Genomic DNA, 14,909 nt, shown 5'->3' on the forward strand with positions numbered 1-14,909 from the left:
CCCCGCGCCGAGGACGCCCGAGCGGAACGCCTCCAGAGCGCCTACCGGGGTGTCCGCGCTGACCGCCGAACCCGGGGTGCCCACCCAGCGCCTCCCCGGCATCTCCCGTGCCATCGCCGCTCCGGCCTCCCGCAGCCGCGCCTCGTCCCAGTCGAGCAGCCGCATCGAATCGAGGTTCCCGAAGACGACGGCCCCTGCGGGGAGCGCGTCCCCGGCCGCGGCCAAGGGGGTGCCCGAGCCGACAGAGATGCCGCCGACCCCCGCGAGCGCTGCGACGGGTACCGCGTGCAGGGCCCGTCCGCTGGCATGGACGACCACCTCGGCACCTGCGGAGGAAGCCGTCGCGGTCACCCGCCTCAGAACCGGCAGCCACAGGCGCTGCAGCCTCTCGGGGTCCAGGAGCGCGACCATGGGCTCCGCGACCCACGCGAGCACCGGGGGCGTCGCGACCCGTGCCCGGGCCAGGGCCCGCGGCAGCACGTCCATGACCGCTCTCAGGCCCGCGGCGATCGCCTGCTCCGCGGCGTGCGCGTCCTCGATCGCCAGCCGGAGCACCTCCGCAGTGCCCTCGCGCTCGGCGGCCAGCGTCAGCGGGCCCCACACCTGCACCGCCGGTGGCACGCCGCCGGCCGACAGCTCCGCGAGGCCCTCGAGCCAGCGCTCGATCACGGAGCGGGGGGCGTCGTCGCCCGGGTGGGCCAGCGTGTGCAGCGGCGGCATCCACCCGAGCACGAAGGGCGAGCCCCACGAGCGCGCGTGGTGGAGCGCGAAGGCGGGGTTCGAGAAGGTGACCGGTCCGGGACCGGGGAAGGGCCGGGCGGGCGGACCGCCGGTCACGAAGACCGCGGGCGCCCCGGGGCGGACGAGATGGGCCAGGCCCCCTCGGATCTCCTTCATGGTCCGATCGCTCCGGTGCCTGCCATCGACCTCCCGGTCCCGCGCCTCGTCCCTCCTGTGTGACCATCAGCTTACCCGAGGAGCCCGCTCACCGACGGAGGCGGCACGCGAGGTGCTTGCCCGAAGGCCGATGCCCGACCAGCCGGACACACGCCTGCTCGCCCGCCCCGAGGTGCGCCTCGCGCTCGCAGCCCTCGCGCTGGTCCTGGGAGCCGCGATGGCTCTGCTGTCGCAGCTCTCCTCGAACGTCCGGCCGTCTCCGCGCACGGCGGACGCCGTGTCGCGCGAACTCACCCCGCCGCCCCCACCCGCTCCGCGATCGGGCGGGCCGGCGGTCAGCCCCCCGACATACGTGGTCGTGATGGGCACCGACCGTGAGGACGGGAAGGCGCTCGTGAGAACGCTGCTGCTCGCCCGCCTGGACCCGGCTTCCGCGGCCGTCTCCGTGCTGTGGGTCCCGTCTGCGACGAAGGTCGCGGGCGAGCCAGGCGAGGCGAGCGTGAGCGACTCCTACGCCTCGGCCGGGACGGCCGGGGTCATCCGCGCGGTCAAGCGCCTGACCGGGTTGCCCGTCCACCACTACGTCTCGTTCCGGACCGAGGGGCTGGCCGACGCCGTGGACACCATGGGAGGCGTGCGGGTCGAGCCGGCCCTCCTCGGCGGGGACGCCGCCCGGATGGCGGACTCCGACGGGACCGCGGAGTCACCACCCGCCGACGGCGACGAGACCTTGAGGCTCGACGGCGAGGCCGTCTTGGAGTACGCGCGGGGCGGGGCCGACCCCCGCTCCGGCGCGCTCGTCGCGGCCGCCGCCCTGACCCAGGCGAGGGAGCGGCTGCTCTCCCCTCAGGGCCTGTCGCTGCTCCTGTCGGCTTCGCGCTCCGTGGAGACCGACATGGGCGGCGGGGAGATGTTGCGCCTCGGTACGGCCATGCGAGAGGCGGCGGACTCCGAGGTGCCCCAGTCCCGGTTGCCCGCGAGCGGTCAGGACGGCGGGAAGCGGCTCTCCGCCGGGGACCGGAAGCTCCTCGAGACGGTGCGCCACTTCTCCGGCACCGAGGCCACCGCTCCGGTCGGCCGGTGACCTTCATCCTCGACGGGTTGACCCTGACGTAGCGTCAGGGTCTATGGTCACCCCGTGCGGACGGAACGGAGGCGGAGGCGGTGGCACCGCGAGCGGGACAGAGGACGTACACGGTGGGCGAGCTGGCGAGGCTGGCCAAGGTGAGCGTCCGCACCCTGCACCACTACGACGCCGTAGGGCTCCTGTGCCCCTCCGGGCGCACGGAGGCCGGCTACCGGCTGTACGGAAGCGCCGACCTCCGGCGCCTGCAGCAGGCCCTCTTCTTCAAGGAGCTGGGCTTCGCTCTGGAGGAGATCCGAGGGATCATGACCGATCCGGGCTTCGACCGGCGCGAGGCGCTGCTGGTCCAGCGCGAGCTGCTCGCGGAGAAGGCCGAGCGAGCGGAGGCGATGCTCGCCGCGATCGACGGGGCACTGGCGGCCATGGAAGGAGCGACACCGATGAGCGACGAGGAGATGTTCGAGGTCTTCGGGGAGTCCGACCCCGAGCAGTACGAGGCCGAAGCCGAGGAGCGCTGGGGCGACACCGAGGCGTACAAGGAGTCGGCGCGCCGCACGAAGCACTACACGAGGGCAGACTGGGAGCGCATCAAGGACGAGGGCGAGGCGCAGATGGTCCGCATGCTCGAGCTCTTCGACGCCGGCGTGTCGCCGGAGGACCCCCGCGCGATGGACGTCGCCGACGAGGCACGGCTGCACGTCGACAGGTGGTTCTACCCGTGCTCCCGCGAGATGCACGCCTGCCTCGGCGAGATGTACGTCGAGGACGCGCGGTTCACGGCGCACTACGACGAGCACCGCGAGGGCTTGGCGCGATGGTTCCGCGACGCGATCGAGGCCAACGCGCGGCGCACCGCGTAGCAGGCGCCCACGCGAGCGGGCGGGCGTCAATGACCGTCCGCCCCTTTGGGTATCAACCGCGTTGTATGTCCGTCGAGCAATGCGGAGGGCGGCAGGCGCGCATGAGACTGTACGTGGGCAACCTAGCGTATTCGACCACCGACGAACGGCTGGCGGAGGTCTTCGGCCAGCACGGGGACGTGACCGACGCGAAGGTCATCGTGGACCGCGACACCGGACGCAGCAAGGGGTTCGGGTTCGTGGAGATGCCCGACGACAACCAGGCGAACGAGGCCATCCGAGCCCTCGACGGCGCCGAGGTCGACGGGCGCTCGCTGCGGGTCAACGAGGCCATGCCGCAGGAGCGCAGAGGCGGCCCGCGCTTCTAGTCACCGCGAGGGGACAGACCGAGCAGCCCGGCGGCGTTGCCTCCCAGGATCGCGTCGAGTTCCTCGGCGGACAGCGGAAGCGAGCGCAGCCGGCGGAGCTCCTCGGCCATCCGCGTCCACGGCCCGTCCGTCCCGAACAGCACGCGGCCCACGCCGTGGGCCCGCACGATCCGCACGAACTCCTCGTCGGGCAGATGTCCGAGGGTGAACGCGGTGTCGAAGTACACGTCGCGTCCCACAAGGTGCCGGCTGACGCCCTCCCACTCCCGGAAGCCGCCCATATGCGCGAGGACCGCTACGAGACCGGGGTGGGCGTCGAGCATGGCCGCGAAGGCCTCCGGCGCGCCCCTCACGGTATCGAAAGCGTGGTCCGCCCCCGCATGGAACAGCACGGTCATGCCGTGCTCGGCCGCGGCCCGCAGGACGGGCTCCAGGCGCGGCTCGGCCGGTCCGAACGCCTGGTACTCGGGGTGGAGCTTGAAGCCGCGCATCCCCAGAGCAGCCATCCGCTCGATCTCGGCGGGCGCGTCGGCCAGATCGGGATGCATGGCGCCGAACGGCACGATGCGCTCCGAGGCCGTCGACGCCGCCCAGTCGTTGACCCTCGCCACGCTCGCCGGGTTCGTGGCGACGGGTTGCAGGACCGCGACGTCGATGCCGGCGCGGTCCATCTCCCTCACGAGTCCTGCCACGGTGCCGTCCGCGTAGGCGGGGATGCCGCCCTCGGCGGCCAGACGGGCCATGGCCGGGCCGGCGACGGCGTCAGGGAACGCGTGGGTGTGCACGTCGACGATCACGGGCGTAGTGTACCGCGCCGCCGACGAAGCGGACGGGGCCCGGCCGCGGCGGCACGCGGGCGGGCCCCGGTTCCGCGAGAGACGAAGGACGGGCTGTCGCCTAGCCGGCCTTCTTCTGGCTCAGCGACTTCAGCGTCCCGGACATGACCTCGATCAGGTTCGAGAAGAACTGCTCGAACTTGCCGATCTCGTCGTTCGTCCCGTCGGGCTCGAAGTGGGCGTCGAAGTCGCCGCCGGCCATGCGCAGCGACAGCTCGTGGACGGAGGCGACCATGCTGTTGAGCCTCTTGAACATGAGCACGTCGATGAGCGCGCCCAACACCAGCGTGGCGACGAGGAGCGTGACGCCGATGACGAGCATCGTCCGGATCAGAGTGCCCTCTGCGCGGTCCGCCTGCTCTGAGATGTCCTCCACCATGTAGACGACCCCGACCGGCTTGCCCGACTCCTCCGCGATGGGGAAGACCGCGTGCGAGCGGCTCCTGCCGTCGTCGCTCCAGGAGACGGCCCAGTACGCCCCCTCCTCGTGGACGTTGTCGTGACATGTCTTGGTGCACGCGCCGTTCTCGATCCCGACGATCCTCCCGATCTCGGGAACCGTCTCGGGGGGCACCTGGAACTGCATCCTGTCGGCGGCTCTCTCGTCCGTCGCGGCGATGAGCGCGTAGGCTTCGCCCTCCTCCCAGTTGTCCGCCAGTCCGGCCTTCTCGCGGCTCGCGGCGTACGCCTCGGCGTCGGTGGCGCTCTTGTCCAGGAGCAGGCCGTACTGGGTCCCCGTGACCGCGCTCATCTTCCTCAGGGTCAACGCGACCGCCGCCGCGTCGGTGGGGTCGACCCCCTCGGAGAACTGGTCCCATGCGCCGGAGCCTTGCCGCATCGCCTTCTCGGCTGCGACGTCCAGTCCGGCCGAGTACGAGTTGTGCAGGTGCACCGCGACGGCGATGGCGCCGAGCACGTTCACCAGCACGAGGGTTGCGAGTATCTTCGTCCGTATCGATACGTTCTTCATCGCTGACCTCCTCCCGGCCGAACCGCGCCGGCCGCCTTCTCCTGCATCATCGCCCCTCCCGGCACTCCCCTTCCGGTCCCTACGGCCAGTACTCCGCATCCGGAATGTCCTGCGGCTCGGGATGCCGCGCCGGGGTGTGGTTCTCGTAGCACCCGCCCGTGGCGCACGAGCCGGACCGCAGGTCCGCGTGCGAGTTGAAGCTGCGCAGGACGATGCCTACGAGCCCGTCGTGACCCTCGCGCACGTAGGGGTACTCGTCGGGCTCGACGCCGTCGGTCGTCTCGACGGTGCGCGCGAGCAGGCGCGGCCGCTTCCACGCGTGCGGGATGCGCACGTGGCAGTCGATGCATTTGGCGCCCCAGTGCCGCGGGTCGGGAGCGTCGTAGGGATGCCCTCTGTAGGTGGCGTGGCGCCCGTGCAGCGAGTGACCGCCAGGCACCAGCCCGTCGCCGGCCTGGATCGGGTGGCACTTGAAGCAGACAACGCGCTCCGTTCCGGTAGCGTAGAACTGGTGAGCTTCCGTCGTCGGGTTCGCGTACTCGGTCTGGCTGTACTCGGGATCGATGTAGACGCGCACGGTCGCGCCCTGCGGGCCGCGCGCCTCCTCGGGCATGAGGTGGCAGTCGTCGCAGCGGATCGTGATACCGCGGATCGACTCGGGACTGGAGACGGCGTCCGGCGCGAAGGGTTCCGGCCTCAGCCAGGTCGTCGAGCCGCTGTTGGGCGGGAGCGCCCACACGTACGCCGAGCCGTTCACCACGAATTCGCTGAGCGGGAAGCTCTTGGTGTCCGGCACCCCCGCGAGCGCGCCGGGCAGCACGTTGTGTCCGCCGCCGGTCGGACCCGAGAGGGCCGCCCTCCACTCCGAGAGCGGGTCGGCCCACACCTTGCCGGACGGCAGCGGATCGACCGAGGAGACCTGCTTGTGCGGCGAGGCCACCGCGCCGGGACCGTCCACCGCCGTACCGCTGGCGTGACAGGCGACGCAGCGTGCGTCGCTGCCCGCGATGGCCGCGCGGACGGCCGGCAGCCCGGCGTAGCGACCCGTGCCGGGGTCGTCGGCGTTGTAGTGGCAGACACGGCAGTGGTTGACCCCGCCGCCCTCGAGCGTGCCGCCGGCGAGCTGGCGCATGTGCTCGTAGATGAGACTCGTCTGGTGACAGCCGAAGCAGCCCTCGTTGCCGCCGGGCCCGTAGGTCACTCCATCGACGACGCCCGTCCGGTCGGCGGAGTGGTCCACGAAGTGGTTGCGCGCCCAGTACCCGGCGTGACACCCCTCGGCACCGTCGCTGCCGCCGCAGCTCATCAGGCGGGTGGCGCCGGCGTCGTGGCAGCCCGCTATCACGCATCCCTTCTCGGCGTGCAGCTCCCTCACGTCGGTGTACGGGTGGCAGCCGGAGACCGCGCACGCACCCTTCTCGACGACGCCGTCGGGCGCGCGCTCGACGGCGGCATGGATGGCGTCGACGTCCTTGTGGCCCGTGAGGGCGGAGTACCCGGAATGGCAACTCGTGGCCGCGTCCATCCCGCCGCATCCGGTGACTCCCCGTCCTCGGATGTCGCCCGAGGACGCATGGCAGCCGCGGACCGTGCAGCCGAAGCGCTCGTGTACCCGCCTGAGGGCGGCGGTGTCGTGGCAGCCCGACCGCACGCATGCCCCCTTCTCCGGAGTACCGTCGAGCCGCAGTTCGATGCCCCCATGCACCGAGTCGACTCGGCCATGGGGCGCCGCCGCGGCGGTTCCGTCATGGCAGGCCGCGCAGGCACGCGAAGTGGAGCGTGCCGACCAGTCCCCCTTGACGACGCTGGCCGAGGCGAGGTTGCGGTTGTGGCACCACCGGCACGTGCCGCCAGCGGGGAAGCCGGTGTTGGGGCGGGCGTGCTCGACGCCGAGCCGCATCGAGTGGCAGGCTCCGCATGCCGTGGAGACGCCCGTCTCCGGGTCCCGGTACCGCGCGTCCCGCTGCCGCCTGCCCGCCCGGTGGTGGGAGTCGTCCGAACCGTCGGCGCGCCCGCCGGCCCCGTCGTGCACGGATCGCTTCGGATCGTACGCCCCGGCCGCGTCGTGACAGTCACGTCCCTGCCCGCACGACTTCGCGCCGGGGTCGTAGGACCGGTTGCCCCCCGACGATGTGCGGTCGTGGCAGCGCAGGCACCCCTCGTGCAGCCCTCCGTCCACCCTAGGCGAACCGATGTCGTTCAGCGCGCCGGTCGGATGGCAGCCCGGGCCCGTGTCGGCGCAGCCATCGCTGCGCTCAGCGGCGTGCAACGCCGCCATGTCGCCGGTGTGCGCCGCGTCGAGCCCTTCTCGCCCGTGACAAGCCTCGCAGGACCGCTGCGAGTCGCGCAGCTCCCAGTCGTCGGCGACCGCCTCCAGCGAGGCCGGGTGGTTGTGACAGTTGCGGCAGACGTCGTCGGGTGCCGTGCTCTTGGCCGACGTGGGCCGCGCGTGCTCGTCCACGAGGCTGCGACCGTCGGGCGCCATCACGTGGCACCTTCCGCACGGTATCCCGAAGGACGAAGCGTCCGCCGAGGGACCGTCCGTCTCGGGCGAGTGGACCTCGCGGTCGTGCTCGTGACTGAAGGTGCCCGGCTCGCGGCTGCCGTGGCAAGCGCCTGCGTCGGCGGACCCGCACGACCGCGCCGTCGGCTGGTGCGACTCCACCTCGAAGTCGTGGCAGCCCGGCTCCCCGTCGGCCGCCGACCCCGAGCAGCTCTCCGGCGCGTCGGGGTGAGCTGCGTGCAGATCCTCCGAGTCGTGGCAGCCCGGCCCGCTGGCGGCGCAGCCCTCCGAGCCTGTCGCCTCCACCGAACCTGCGACCTCGGCCCCGTGCATCGGAGAGGACGTGCCGATGGCATGGCAGTCCTCGCAGCGCCTGCCCTTCCAGTCCGAGAGCACCTCGGCCAGTCCCCGGGAGCGGACGTCGTTGTGGCACTCGCCGCACCCGACGTCCGGGCCGTACTCGCTTCCGGGCACCACGGGGACTCCGGTGTGAGCCTCGAGCAGGTCGCGGGAGTGACACTGCCCGCAGGTGGCGGCCGCTTCGCCCTCGGCGGCGGTGCGGACCTCTTGGTCGAAGTCCGTTCCCGTCGCCGTGTGCGTGGTCTCGCCATAGTGGCCGCGCGGGTACGGGTCGCTCAGGCGGACGCAGTCCGAGACGCCTTCCCTGCTGCCGTCGTGGCACTCGACGCACTCGCTGGCTTTCGGCGAATGGCACGGGATGCAGCCGACTCCCTGGTAGTCGTGGCATCTCGTGCACTTCGCGTCGGGGTGGTACGCGTTGAAGTCGGCGTAGTCGCGATCCTCGCCGTGACACCCCTGCCCCGAGTTCGTGCAGCCGCTCTCCTTGACGGGGTCGTAGTCGCTGACCGCGCTGAAGGAGTGGACCTTGGCGGTGGGCGGGTTCCACACCATGGCGAAACCGAGCGCCAGTACCCCGGAGAGCGCGAAGAGGGCGTAACCCGCCTTCTTGCGGCTCGCAGGCCTCTGTCGGGGCGGCGATGGCGGCCGCGTCTCCATCAGTCCAGCTGCAGGCCGAGGACGTCCAGCGCCGCCTTGCGCAGCGCCTGGACCTTCTCGGGCTCGTCGGGGTCGTCGGGCTCGATCAAGGTGACGAGGAAGCCGGCCTTGAGCGCCAGTTCCCCCCTCGTGCGGAATACGTCCAGCCCGTTCTGCTCGATATGCCGCTGGATCCGTGTGCTGTACTCGTAGAGCTTGCTCATGGCGGCCCCCTGCCGGTCGCGCGAGGGCGGCTCCTTCCCTCCGACCTGGTCCGTCCCTCCTCGTGAAGAATCTCACGTCTGCCCCAGTGTGGCTATCGGCAACCTCTTGGGCGGACTTCAATGTCCGTGTCGAGACGACTCCGCGCAGGACCGGCGACTCTCCCTGCTCGTTCGGACGTCCTCGGGAAGGCGAGAGCCGGCCCCCCGCAAGGAGGCCGGCTCTCGTGAACGACGTACGCGGGACGGGCCCGCGGGAGGACGCTAGAGCTTGTGGACGTTACTCGCCTGCAGCTTGCCGTTCTGGCCCGTGGTGATGTCGAACGACACCGACTGACCCTCGTCGAGGGTCTTGAAGCCCTCGCCCTGGATCTCACTGAAGTGGACGAACAGGTCGTCCCCGTCCTCACGCGAGATGAACCCGTAGCCCTTGTCCGGATTGAACCACTTGACCGTACCCTCTGCCATTCCACTCATCCTTCCGCCCATCAGGGCAAAACAAAGGCGTGACCTCTGCCGCTTGCGTACGCGGAGCATCACGCCGCGAACCGATGGGCCGTTCTTCGGCCCGTCGCGCATCATACCCGGGCCACGGCGATGCTGTCGAGCGGCGGATCCGCGACGGGCGGCCGTTGTGACCGTGGTCACGCTTCACCGCCCTCCCGGCCGGGGAGCCGCAGCTCCAGCAGGCACCGGGAGGAGCCGCGCCTCCCCCTGCGGTCGAGGAAGGTGAGCCGGAGCCCGGCCTCCTCGAACGTCCCGTGATCCACCGCTGCGGCGACATCGCACAGGAGATCGACCTCTTCCGGCGGCAGCCCCGACCCGCGCCATGCGTCCACGAGCGGGCACGCCGTCATCCTGAGCACGACCCGTCCCTCGGCGGGACCTTCCTCCACCCCCGGTTCGAACAACGCTCCCTCGCACGGTGACTCCTCGCAGAAGATGCGCGCGACGGCGTCCAGGTCGCGCTCGGCCGCTGCCGCGCGGTACTTCTCCCCGATCTCGGCGCCGCGCCGCCGGATCGCGCGCCGCATCAGCTCGGCGGCGCGCTCGCGTCCGATCTCGCTGCCGAGCTCCTGCAGGAGGTGACGGTAGAACAGGGCGCGGTTCTCGAACGCCGCGCGCGTCTCGGCACGAGCCGACCGAAGCGCCGCCGATCCGCGCAGCTCGCGCCTTCCTCTCACCCCTGTGAGCCTCCTCTGCGAGGAGGGCCGGTCGAGACCCAGACCTCCACGACCGTGCCCCGCGGCTCGAACGCGCCCGGCGGAGGGTCCTGCCGCAGGATGCGTCCGGCGGGCACGGAGGTGCTCGACGGCCGTCGAGCGACGGAGATGCCGTAGCCTCCCGCCGCCAGGACCCGCCGGGCCTCGGAGGCGCTCATCCGCAGGACGAGCGGGACCTGAGGGCCGGAGCCGGCGGGCGGAGAGTCCGGAGCCGACCTCACGTCGTCGACCTCGCGGCCCTCCTTCGGCGCATCGAGATATCCGCTCGACAGGAGGGCGCCGGCCGATCCGGACCGCCGCCCGGGCGCCTCGGCGAACTCGCGCGCCACGGTGACGTCGATGCGGGACGAGCGGAAGAGCCTGGTGCCCGCCGGCGGCTCCTGCGCGATCACCGTCCCCGGATCCTCGCCCTCCGACGCGTCGGTCACGGTCGTCGCGCCCATGTTGAACCCGGATGCCTGGAGGCGTTCGGCGGCCTGCGGACGGGTCAGCCCCGCCACGTCGGGCACGAGCGCGGACTGGGAGAGGGCCCACCAGGCGACGACCGCGACGGAGCCGAGGAGCACGAGCGAGCCGAGGAGCGCCCGCCGCCTTCGGTCGGTCTCACGCCGGTGACCCGTCTCACCCTCCGCCGCCGCCATCCGTATCCCCTCCGCGCCCGGTCAGCCCCGGTTCGACGCGCGGCGCGCCCTTCCCGCGGACGCCCGCCCCGCCGTCCCGATATACTACCAGGCGTAGGCGGACGGCGGCGGGGACGCGGCGCATCGATGGCCGAGGAACCGGACGAAGGAGGCGACGAGCGTGGGCGGTCAGGAGTTCTGGTCCGGCTGGTGGTGGCCGGCGGCGACGGCGCTTCTCGGCTTCGTCTTCACCGGACTGGTGGTGCTCCAGTGGGCCGACCGACGGAAGCCCCACCAGCTGGCGTGGGCGGTAGGCCTGCTGATGTACGCGGTGGCTGCGGCGATGGAGGCGTACTCCGAGTTCACGGGCGACTGGATCCCCGCCGTGTATCGCGTCTACATCGTGCTGGCCGCCTCGCTGGTGGGATTCCTCGGTCTGGGGACGCTCTACCTGCTCTCGAAGGGCAGGACGTGGCCGCGGCTGTACCTCGGTTTCCTGCTGGTGTGCCTCGCGGTCTTCCTCTACGGCGCCCTCACCGCCGACCTGCTCGAGGACCAGCTCGTCGCCGGGATCGTGGTGGGCGGCAAGGCGCTGGGGACCTCGGGCTCCTTCCCGAGGATCATGTCCCTGCCGTTCAACGTCACCGGCACGCTGCTGTTGCTCGGCGGCGCGGTGCTGTCGATCGTGCGCTTCGCGCGCAAGGCCGAGTACGCGTACAGGATGTGGGCCAACGTGCTGATCGCGATCGGGACCATCGTCATAGCGGCGGCGGGCTCGATGGCCCGCGCCGGGGTCTCGACCGGACTCTATGCCGCCGAGATGGTCGCCTCGGCGATCCTGCTCGCCGGCTTCCTGCTCGCCGGCACCCTGGAGAAGGGTGCGAAGGCGGCCGTCGAGCACGCCCGCGAGCGGCGCGCGGCCCCGCCGGCGGAGGAGGCCTCCTAGCCGGAGACGCTACCGGGCGCGGGGCGGGACGTTCTCGCCCCAGTCGATCCGGCCGTTGTCGCGCCAGTCGATGACGTGCCAGATCTCGTGCGCCATGATCCGCTCGATGCTCGCGACGTGGCCCGGGTCCACCACGATGCGCCCCTGTCTGTAGAAGGCGACCGCCTGAGCTCCGCCGGGCGTGGGCCCGTATTCCACCGTCACGCCCTCCAGTATCGGGTACCGCTCGATGTAGCGGTCGAGCAGGCGTTGCGCACGCGCCTCCCGCTCCGACACCACGCGCCGGGCGGGCCGCCGGAGCGCCCTGGTGTCCGGCTCCTCCGAGGGCCGCTCGGCCTCCGCCCGGCCGGGAGAGGACGCCGCGGCGGCCTCGGGCAGGACGGCCGCCGGCATTGGAAGAACCTCGTCGGCGGAGGGGGAACGGGCCGACAGGCCCGTGTGGGCGTAGCCGACGGACAACGCGAAGGCGGCCGATGCGACGCCGACCGCGATCCGCTGGAAACGCATGGGAAGGACTCCAGGTGACGTCACCGGCCAACGGCCGGATGTGTTCTCGCTTCCACGGCATCGGCAGCCAATGGCGTGCCGGGACGTCCTCGGCTGGGGATGACAGCGGCGGCACTCCCGGCGGAGGATGCCGTATCATCCGCTCCGTATCGGGTCCGCGAGACCGACGGGGAGCGGGAGGCGAAGGATGCCGGCAGGTCGTCCGTTCGAGGACGTGCGCGTCGAGGGGCACCTGATCGACTCGGGTATCGTCTCGCACATCATGGACGACATCATGGACCTGGAGGGCGAGTTCGAGACGCTGCGCTTCGACGTCGGCCGCACCAACGAGGACACCTCGGTAGCGGAGTTGCGGGTCTTCGGCAAGGACGAGACCCACCTGGCCGGCATCCTGATCGCCATCCAGGAACACGGCGCGGTGCCCCTCGACCCCGGGGACGCCGTGCTTCAGCCGGCGCCTGCCGACGGCGTCTTCCCCGACGACTTCTACTCCACCACCAACCTCGAGACGTTCGTACGCCTCAGCGGCCGGTGGGTGCGCGTCGCGTACCCCGAGATGGACCTTGGCGTACGCGTCGACACCGGCGCGGGCATGGCCGAGGGCGTGCCGATGGGGGCGGTACGGGCAGGCGACCTGTTCGTGGTCGGCCGGCAGGGCCTGCGCGTGGCGCCCAACGAGAGACCGCGCGAGAGCCAGGCGTTCGAGTTCATGGGGTCGGAGGTCTCCTCGGAGAAGCCGAAGGCCTACATCGTCCGCGAGGTGGCCCGCGTGCTGCGCGACGTGCGGGGCGAAGGGCGGGACGTCATCGCCGTGGCGGGCCCGGCGGTCGTGCACACCGGCGCCGCCGGGCACCTCGCCCGCCTGGTGGAGCTCGGCTACGTCAGCGTGCTCTTCGGTGGCAACGCCGTGGCGGTCCACGACATCGAGTGGGCGCTGTACGGGACGTCGCTGGGCGTGCTGCTGGAAGAGGGCCTGCCGGTACCCGGAGGGCACGAGCACCACCTGAGGGCCGTCAACACGATACGCAGGCACGGCGGCATCCGGCAGGCCGTGGAGGCCGGCGTGCTCACGAAGGGACTCATGCACACGCTCGTCGCGACCGGCACGCCGTTCGTGCTCGCCGGCTCGATACGCGACGACGGGCCGCTGCCGGAGGTGATCACCGACGCCATCGAGGCGCAGGAGGCGATGCGCCGCCACGCGCGCGAAGCCGGCGCGTGCCTCATGCTCTCCACGATGCTGCACTCCATCGCGACGGGCAACATGCTGCCCGCCTCCGTCCACACGGTATGCGTCGACATCAACCCGGCGGTCGTCACCAAGCTCGCCGACCGCGGCTCCTGGCAGACCATGGGGGTGGTGACCGACGTCGGTCTGTTCCTCGAGCAGCTCGCCGAGGAGCTGCGCGGTCGGTCTCCGATGCCCTGAGACGCCCGTCGGGGTGACCCGGCCGTCATGACGGACACCGTTCCGGCAGACGGAGGAGACGGTTGCCCGAGAGCAGAGCCCGGCGGCACCCCATAGGCGGACCGCCCGTCGCGCGCCGTTCGGAGGACCCGCACTTCCCGGCGCGACTTGCGGTCACAGCCCTTCACGCATCAGAGGGCAGGTCATGCAGTGCGTCCCACCCCGGCCCTTGCCGAGTTCGGTGCCTTCGATCTCGATCACCTCGACGCCCGCCGCACGCAACCCCGCGTTGGTCTGCTCGTTGTGCGCGTAGGCCACGACGACCCCGGGCCGAAGAGCCACCACGTTGTTCGCGTCGTACCACTGCTCGCGGGCGGCGTGGCGCTCGTCGCCGCCGGTAGGGACGGTGCGCAACCTGCGAACGCCCAGGACGTCCGCGAGCGCCTCGAGCAGGCCGCGCTCCTCGGTGATCTCGAAGGAGCCCTCGCGCTCGCCGGGGCGCATGCTGTAGACCTTCATGCCCTCGACGACGGGCGGGTAGATCGTGACCGTGTCGAGGTCCACGAGGCAGCATACGGTGTCGAGGTGCATGTACGAGCGGTCCTGCCGCATCCTGCAGGCGACGATGCGCTCGGCGGCTCCGGCGGCGAACAGCGCGTCGGCCGTGTGCTCGACCATTCGGCCCGTGGTGCGCTGCCCCATCCCCACGAGCACCGCGCCGCGCCCGACAGGCATCACGTCGCCGCCCTCCAGCGTGGCGCCCGGGGTGACGTCCTCCACGGGGAAGCGCTCGTCGTCGCCTCCGTGGGGATACCAGAACCTGAAGCCGCCGCCGGCGAAGACGGGATGGTAGCGGTAGACGATGGACACTATGGCCACCTCGAGGCGCCGCGCATGCCAGAACAGCGGCGGCAGGACGACCCCGCCGTAGACCCATGCGCTCGAGTCGCGCGTGAACAGCGTGTTGGGCAGCGGCGGGAGCACGAACGTGTCCTCCTCGGCGAGCACGGCCCCGAGAGAGCGGCGCGACAGCGACGCGAGGTCCACGCCTTCCAGCTCGGAGATGAGCAGACCGCCGATGAGGGCCTCCGCGAGCGCCTCGGACGGCATGGCCAGCAGATACGCCCGGAACTCGTCGACCAGGGAGAGGCCCACGGTGTACGAGGACACGGCTCTCTCCACTATCCGCCGACGGGCCTCCTCGGAGGCGGCCAGCGTCTCGGCGAGCAGGTCCTGCACGCACAGCACCTCCACGCCGGCGTCGCGGAGCACGGCTGTGAACGCGTCGTGCTCGCGCCGCGCGCGTTCGAGCCACACGACGTCGTCGAAGAGGAACTCGCCGCGGTTGGCCGGGGTCAGACGCAGCAGGCTGCGATCGGGCCGGTGCACGAGCACGCGCCGGAGCACGCCCGCCTCCGAGTGCACGCCGAACCCGCCGCCCATGTCTCCGCCCTCCGTCCGGGACCCACC

The 14,909-nt window shown here is 71.7% G+C and carries 15 protein-coding genes; 5 read left to right on the forward strand and 10 right to left on the reverse strand.

What is annotated here, in order from left to right:
* On the reverse strand, positions 1 to 897 hold an 897-nt coding region (locus IBX62_03340), incomplete at its 3' end, for a hypothetical protein (GenBank protein MBE0476115.1).
* A 130-nt stretch (positions 898 to 1,027) separates the two neighbouring features.
* On the opposite strand from IBX62_03340, the gene IBX62_03345 reads away from it, so the two are divergent.
* The 3 genes from IBX62_03345 (at position 1,028) to IBX62_03355 (ending at position 3,209) form a co-directional block, all read left to right on the forward strand.
* A complete protein-coding gene (locus tag IBX62_03345; GenBank protein ID MBE0476116.1) occupies positions 1,028 to 1,981 on the forward strand; it encodes an LCP family protein in 954 nt (317 codons plus the stop codon).
* Positions 1,982 to 2,061: 80 nt separating this feature from the next.
* A complete protein-coding gene (locus IBX62_03350) occupies positions 2,062 to 2,841 on the forward strand; it encodes a MerR family transcriptional regulator (protein MBE0476117.1) in 780 nt (259 codons plus the stop codon).
* 101 nt (positions 2,842 to 2,942) lie between these two features.
* Positions 2,943 to 3,209, forward strand: a complete 267-nt coding sequence (locus IBX62_03355) for an RNA-binding protein (protein MBE0476118.1) — start codon at positions 2,943 to 2,945, stop codon at positions 3,207 to 3,209.
* Here the strand turns inward: IBX62_03355 and IBX62_03360 are convergent.
* The 7 genes from IBX62_03360 to IBX62_03390 form a co-directional block, all read right to left on the reverse strand.
* The gene (locus IBX62_03360) at positions 3,206 to 4,006 is read right to left on the reverse strand and encodes an amidohydrolase family protein (GenBank protein MBE0476119.1); all 801 of its coding nucleotides are present in this window, start codon (positions 4,004 to 4,006) and stop codon (positions 3,206 to 3,208) included. The two genes, IBX62_03355 and IBX62_03360, sit on opposite strands and share 4 nt — an antisense overlap.
* Before the next feature lie 100 nt (positions 4,007 to 4,106).
* Entirely contained in the window at positions 4,107 to 5,015 is a 909-nt protein-coding gene (locus IBX62_03365; protein MBE0476120.1) for a hypothetical protein, read from the reverse strand.
* Between the two features lie 79 nt (positions 5,016 to 5,094).
* The gene (locus IBX62_03370; GenBank protein MBE0476121.1) at positions 5,095 to 8,535 is read right to left on the reverse strand and encodes a hypothetical protein; all 3,441 of its coding nucleotides are present in this window, start codon (positions 8,533 to 8,535) and stop codon (positions 5,095 to 5,097) included.
* The gene (locus IBX62_03375; protein ID MBE0476122.1) at positions 8,535 to 8,738 is read right to left on the reverse strand and encodes a hypothetical protein; all 204 of its coding nucleotides are present in this window, start codon (positions 8,736 to 8,738) and stop codon (positions 8,535 to 8,537) included. The genes IBX62_03370 and IBX62_03375 overlap by 1 nt, the downstream gene beginning before the upstream one ends.
* A gap of 261 nt (positions 8,739 to 8,999) precedes the next feature.
* Positions 9,000 to 9,203 (reverse strand): cold-shock protein, encoded by a 204-nt coding sequence (locus tag IBX62_03380; protein ID MBE0476123.1) that lies wholly within the window; start codon positions 9,201 to 9,203, stop codon positions 9,000 to 9,002.
* Positions 9,204 to 9,379: 176 nt separating this feature from the next.
* Positions 9,380 to 9,919 (reverse strand): L-2-amino-thiazoline-4-carboxylic acid hydrolase, encoded by a 540-nt coding sequence (locus tag IBX62_03385; GenBank protein MBE0476124.1) that lies wholly within the window; start codon positions 9,917 to 9,919, stop codon positions 9,380 to 9,382.
* Positions 9,916 to 10,599, reverse strand: coding sequence for a PASTA domain-containing protein (locus tag IBX62_03390; GenBank protein MBE0476125.1), 684 nt, complete (start codon positions 10,597 to 10,599; stop codon positions 9,916 to 9,918). The genes IBX62_03385 and IBX62_03390 overlap by 4 nt, the downstream gene beginning before the upstream one ends.
* Positions 10,600 to 10,759: 160 nt before the next feature.
* On the opposite strand from IBX62_03390, the gene IBX62_03395 reads away from it, so the two are divergent.
* On the forward strand, positions 10,760 to 11,524 hold the full coding sequence (locus tag IBX62_03395) for a hypothetical protein (GenBank protein MBE0476126.1): 765 nt from the start codon (positions 10,760 to 10,762) through the stop codon (positions 11,522 to 11,524).
* Between the two features lie 9 nt (positions 11,525 to 11,533).
* On the opposite strand, the gene IBX62_03400 is transcribed toward IBX62_03395, so the two are convergent.
* Positions 11,534 to 12,031, reverse strand: coding sequence for a hypothetical protein (locus IBX62_03400; protein MBE0476127.1), 498 nt, complete (start codon positions 12,029 to 12,031; stop codon positions 11,534 to 11,536).
* 187 nt (positions 12,032 to 12,218) lie between these two features.
* Between IBX62_03400 and IBX62_03405 the strand changes: the two genes are divergently transcribed.
* Positions 12,219 to 13,460 (forward strand): TIGR00300 family protein, encoded by a 1,242-nt coding sequence (locus IBX62_03405; protein MBE0476128.1) that lies wholly within the window; start codon positions 12,219 to 12,221, stop codon positions 13,458 to 13,460.
* A gap of 153 nt (positions 13,461 to 13,613) precedes the next feature.
* On the opposite strand, the gene IBX62_03410 is transcribed toward IBX62_03405, so the two are convergent.
* Positions 13,614 to 14,882 (reverse strand): arginine deiminase, encoded by a 1,269-nt coding sequence (locus IBX62_03410; protein MBE0476129.1) that lies wholly within the window; start codon positions 14,880 to 14,882, stop codon positions 13,614 to 13,616.
* Between the last annotated feature and the right edge of the window lie 27 nt (positions 14,883 to 14,909).

The organism is Coriobacteriia bacterium, assembly GCA_014859305.1.
In the GTDB taxonomy this organism is placed as follows: Bacteria; Actinomycetota; Coriobacteriia; order Anaerosomatales; family Kmv31; genus Kmv31.

Coding starts and splice junctions, on each gene's coding strand:
- IBX62_03375 (MBE0476122.1), bottom strand. CDS start 8,738: ATGAGCAAGCTCTACGAGTACAGCACACGGATCCAGCGGCATATCGAG.
- IBX62_03370 (MBE0476121.1), bottom strand. CDS start 8,535: ATGGAGACGCGGCCGCCATCGCCGCCCCGACAGAGGCCTGCGAGCCGC.
- IBX62_03405 (MBE0476128.1), top strand. CDS start 12,219: ATGCCGGCAGGTCGTCCGTTCGAGGACGTGCGCGTCGAGGGGCACCTG.
- IBX62_03355 (MBE0476118.1), top strand. CDS start 2,943: ATGAGACTGTACGTGGGCAACCTAGCGTATTCGACCACCGACGAACGG.
- IBX62_03345 (MBE0476116.1), top strand. CDS start 1,028: ATGCCCGACCAGCCGGACACACGCCTGCTCGCCCGCCCCGAGGTGCGC.
- IBX62_03400 (MBE0476127.1), bottom strand. CDS start 12,031: ATGCGTTTCCAGCGGATCGCGGTCGGCGTCGCATCGGCCGCCTTCGCG.
- IBX62_03390 (MBE0476125.1), bottom strand. CDS start 10,599: ATGGCGGCGGCGGAGGGTGAGACGGGTCACCGGCGTGAGACCGACCGA.
- IBX62_03410 (MBE0476129.1), bottom strand. CDS start 14,882: ATGGGCGGCGGGTTCGGCGTGCACTCGGAGGCGGGCGTGCTCCGGCGC.
- IBX62_03365 (MBE0476120.1), bottom strand. CDS start 5,015: ATGAAGAACGTATCGATACGGACGAAGATACTCGCAACCCTCGTGCTG.
- IBX62_03380 (MBE0476123.1), bottom strand. CDS start 9,203: ATGGCAGAGGGTACGGTCAAGTGGTTCAATCCGGACAAGGGCTACGGG.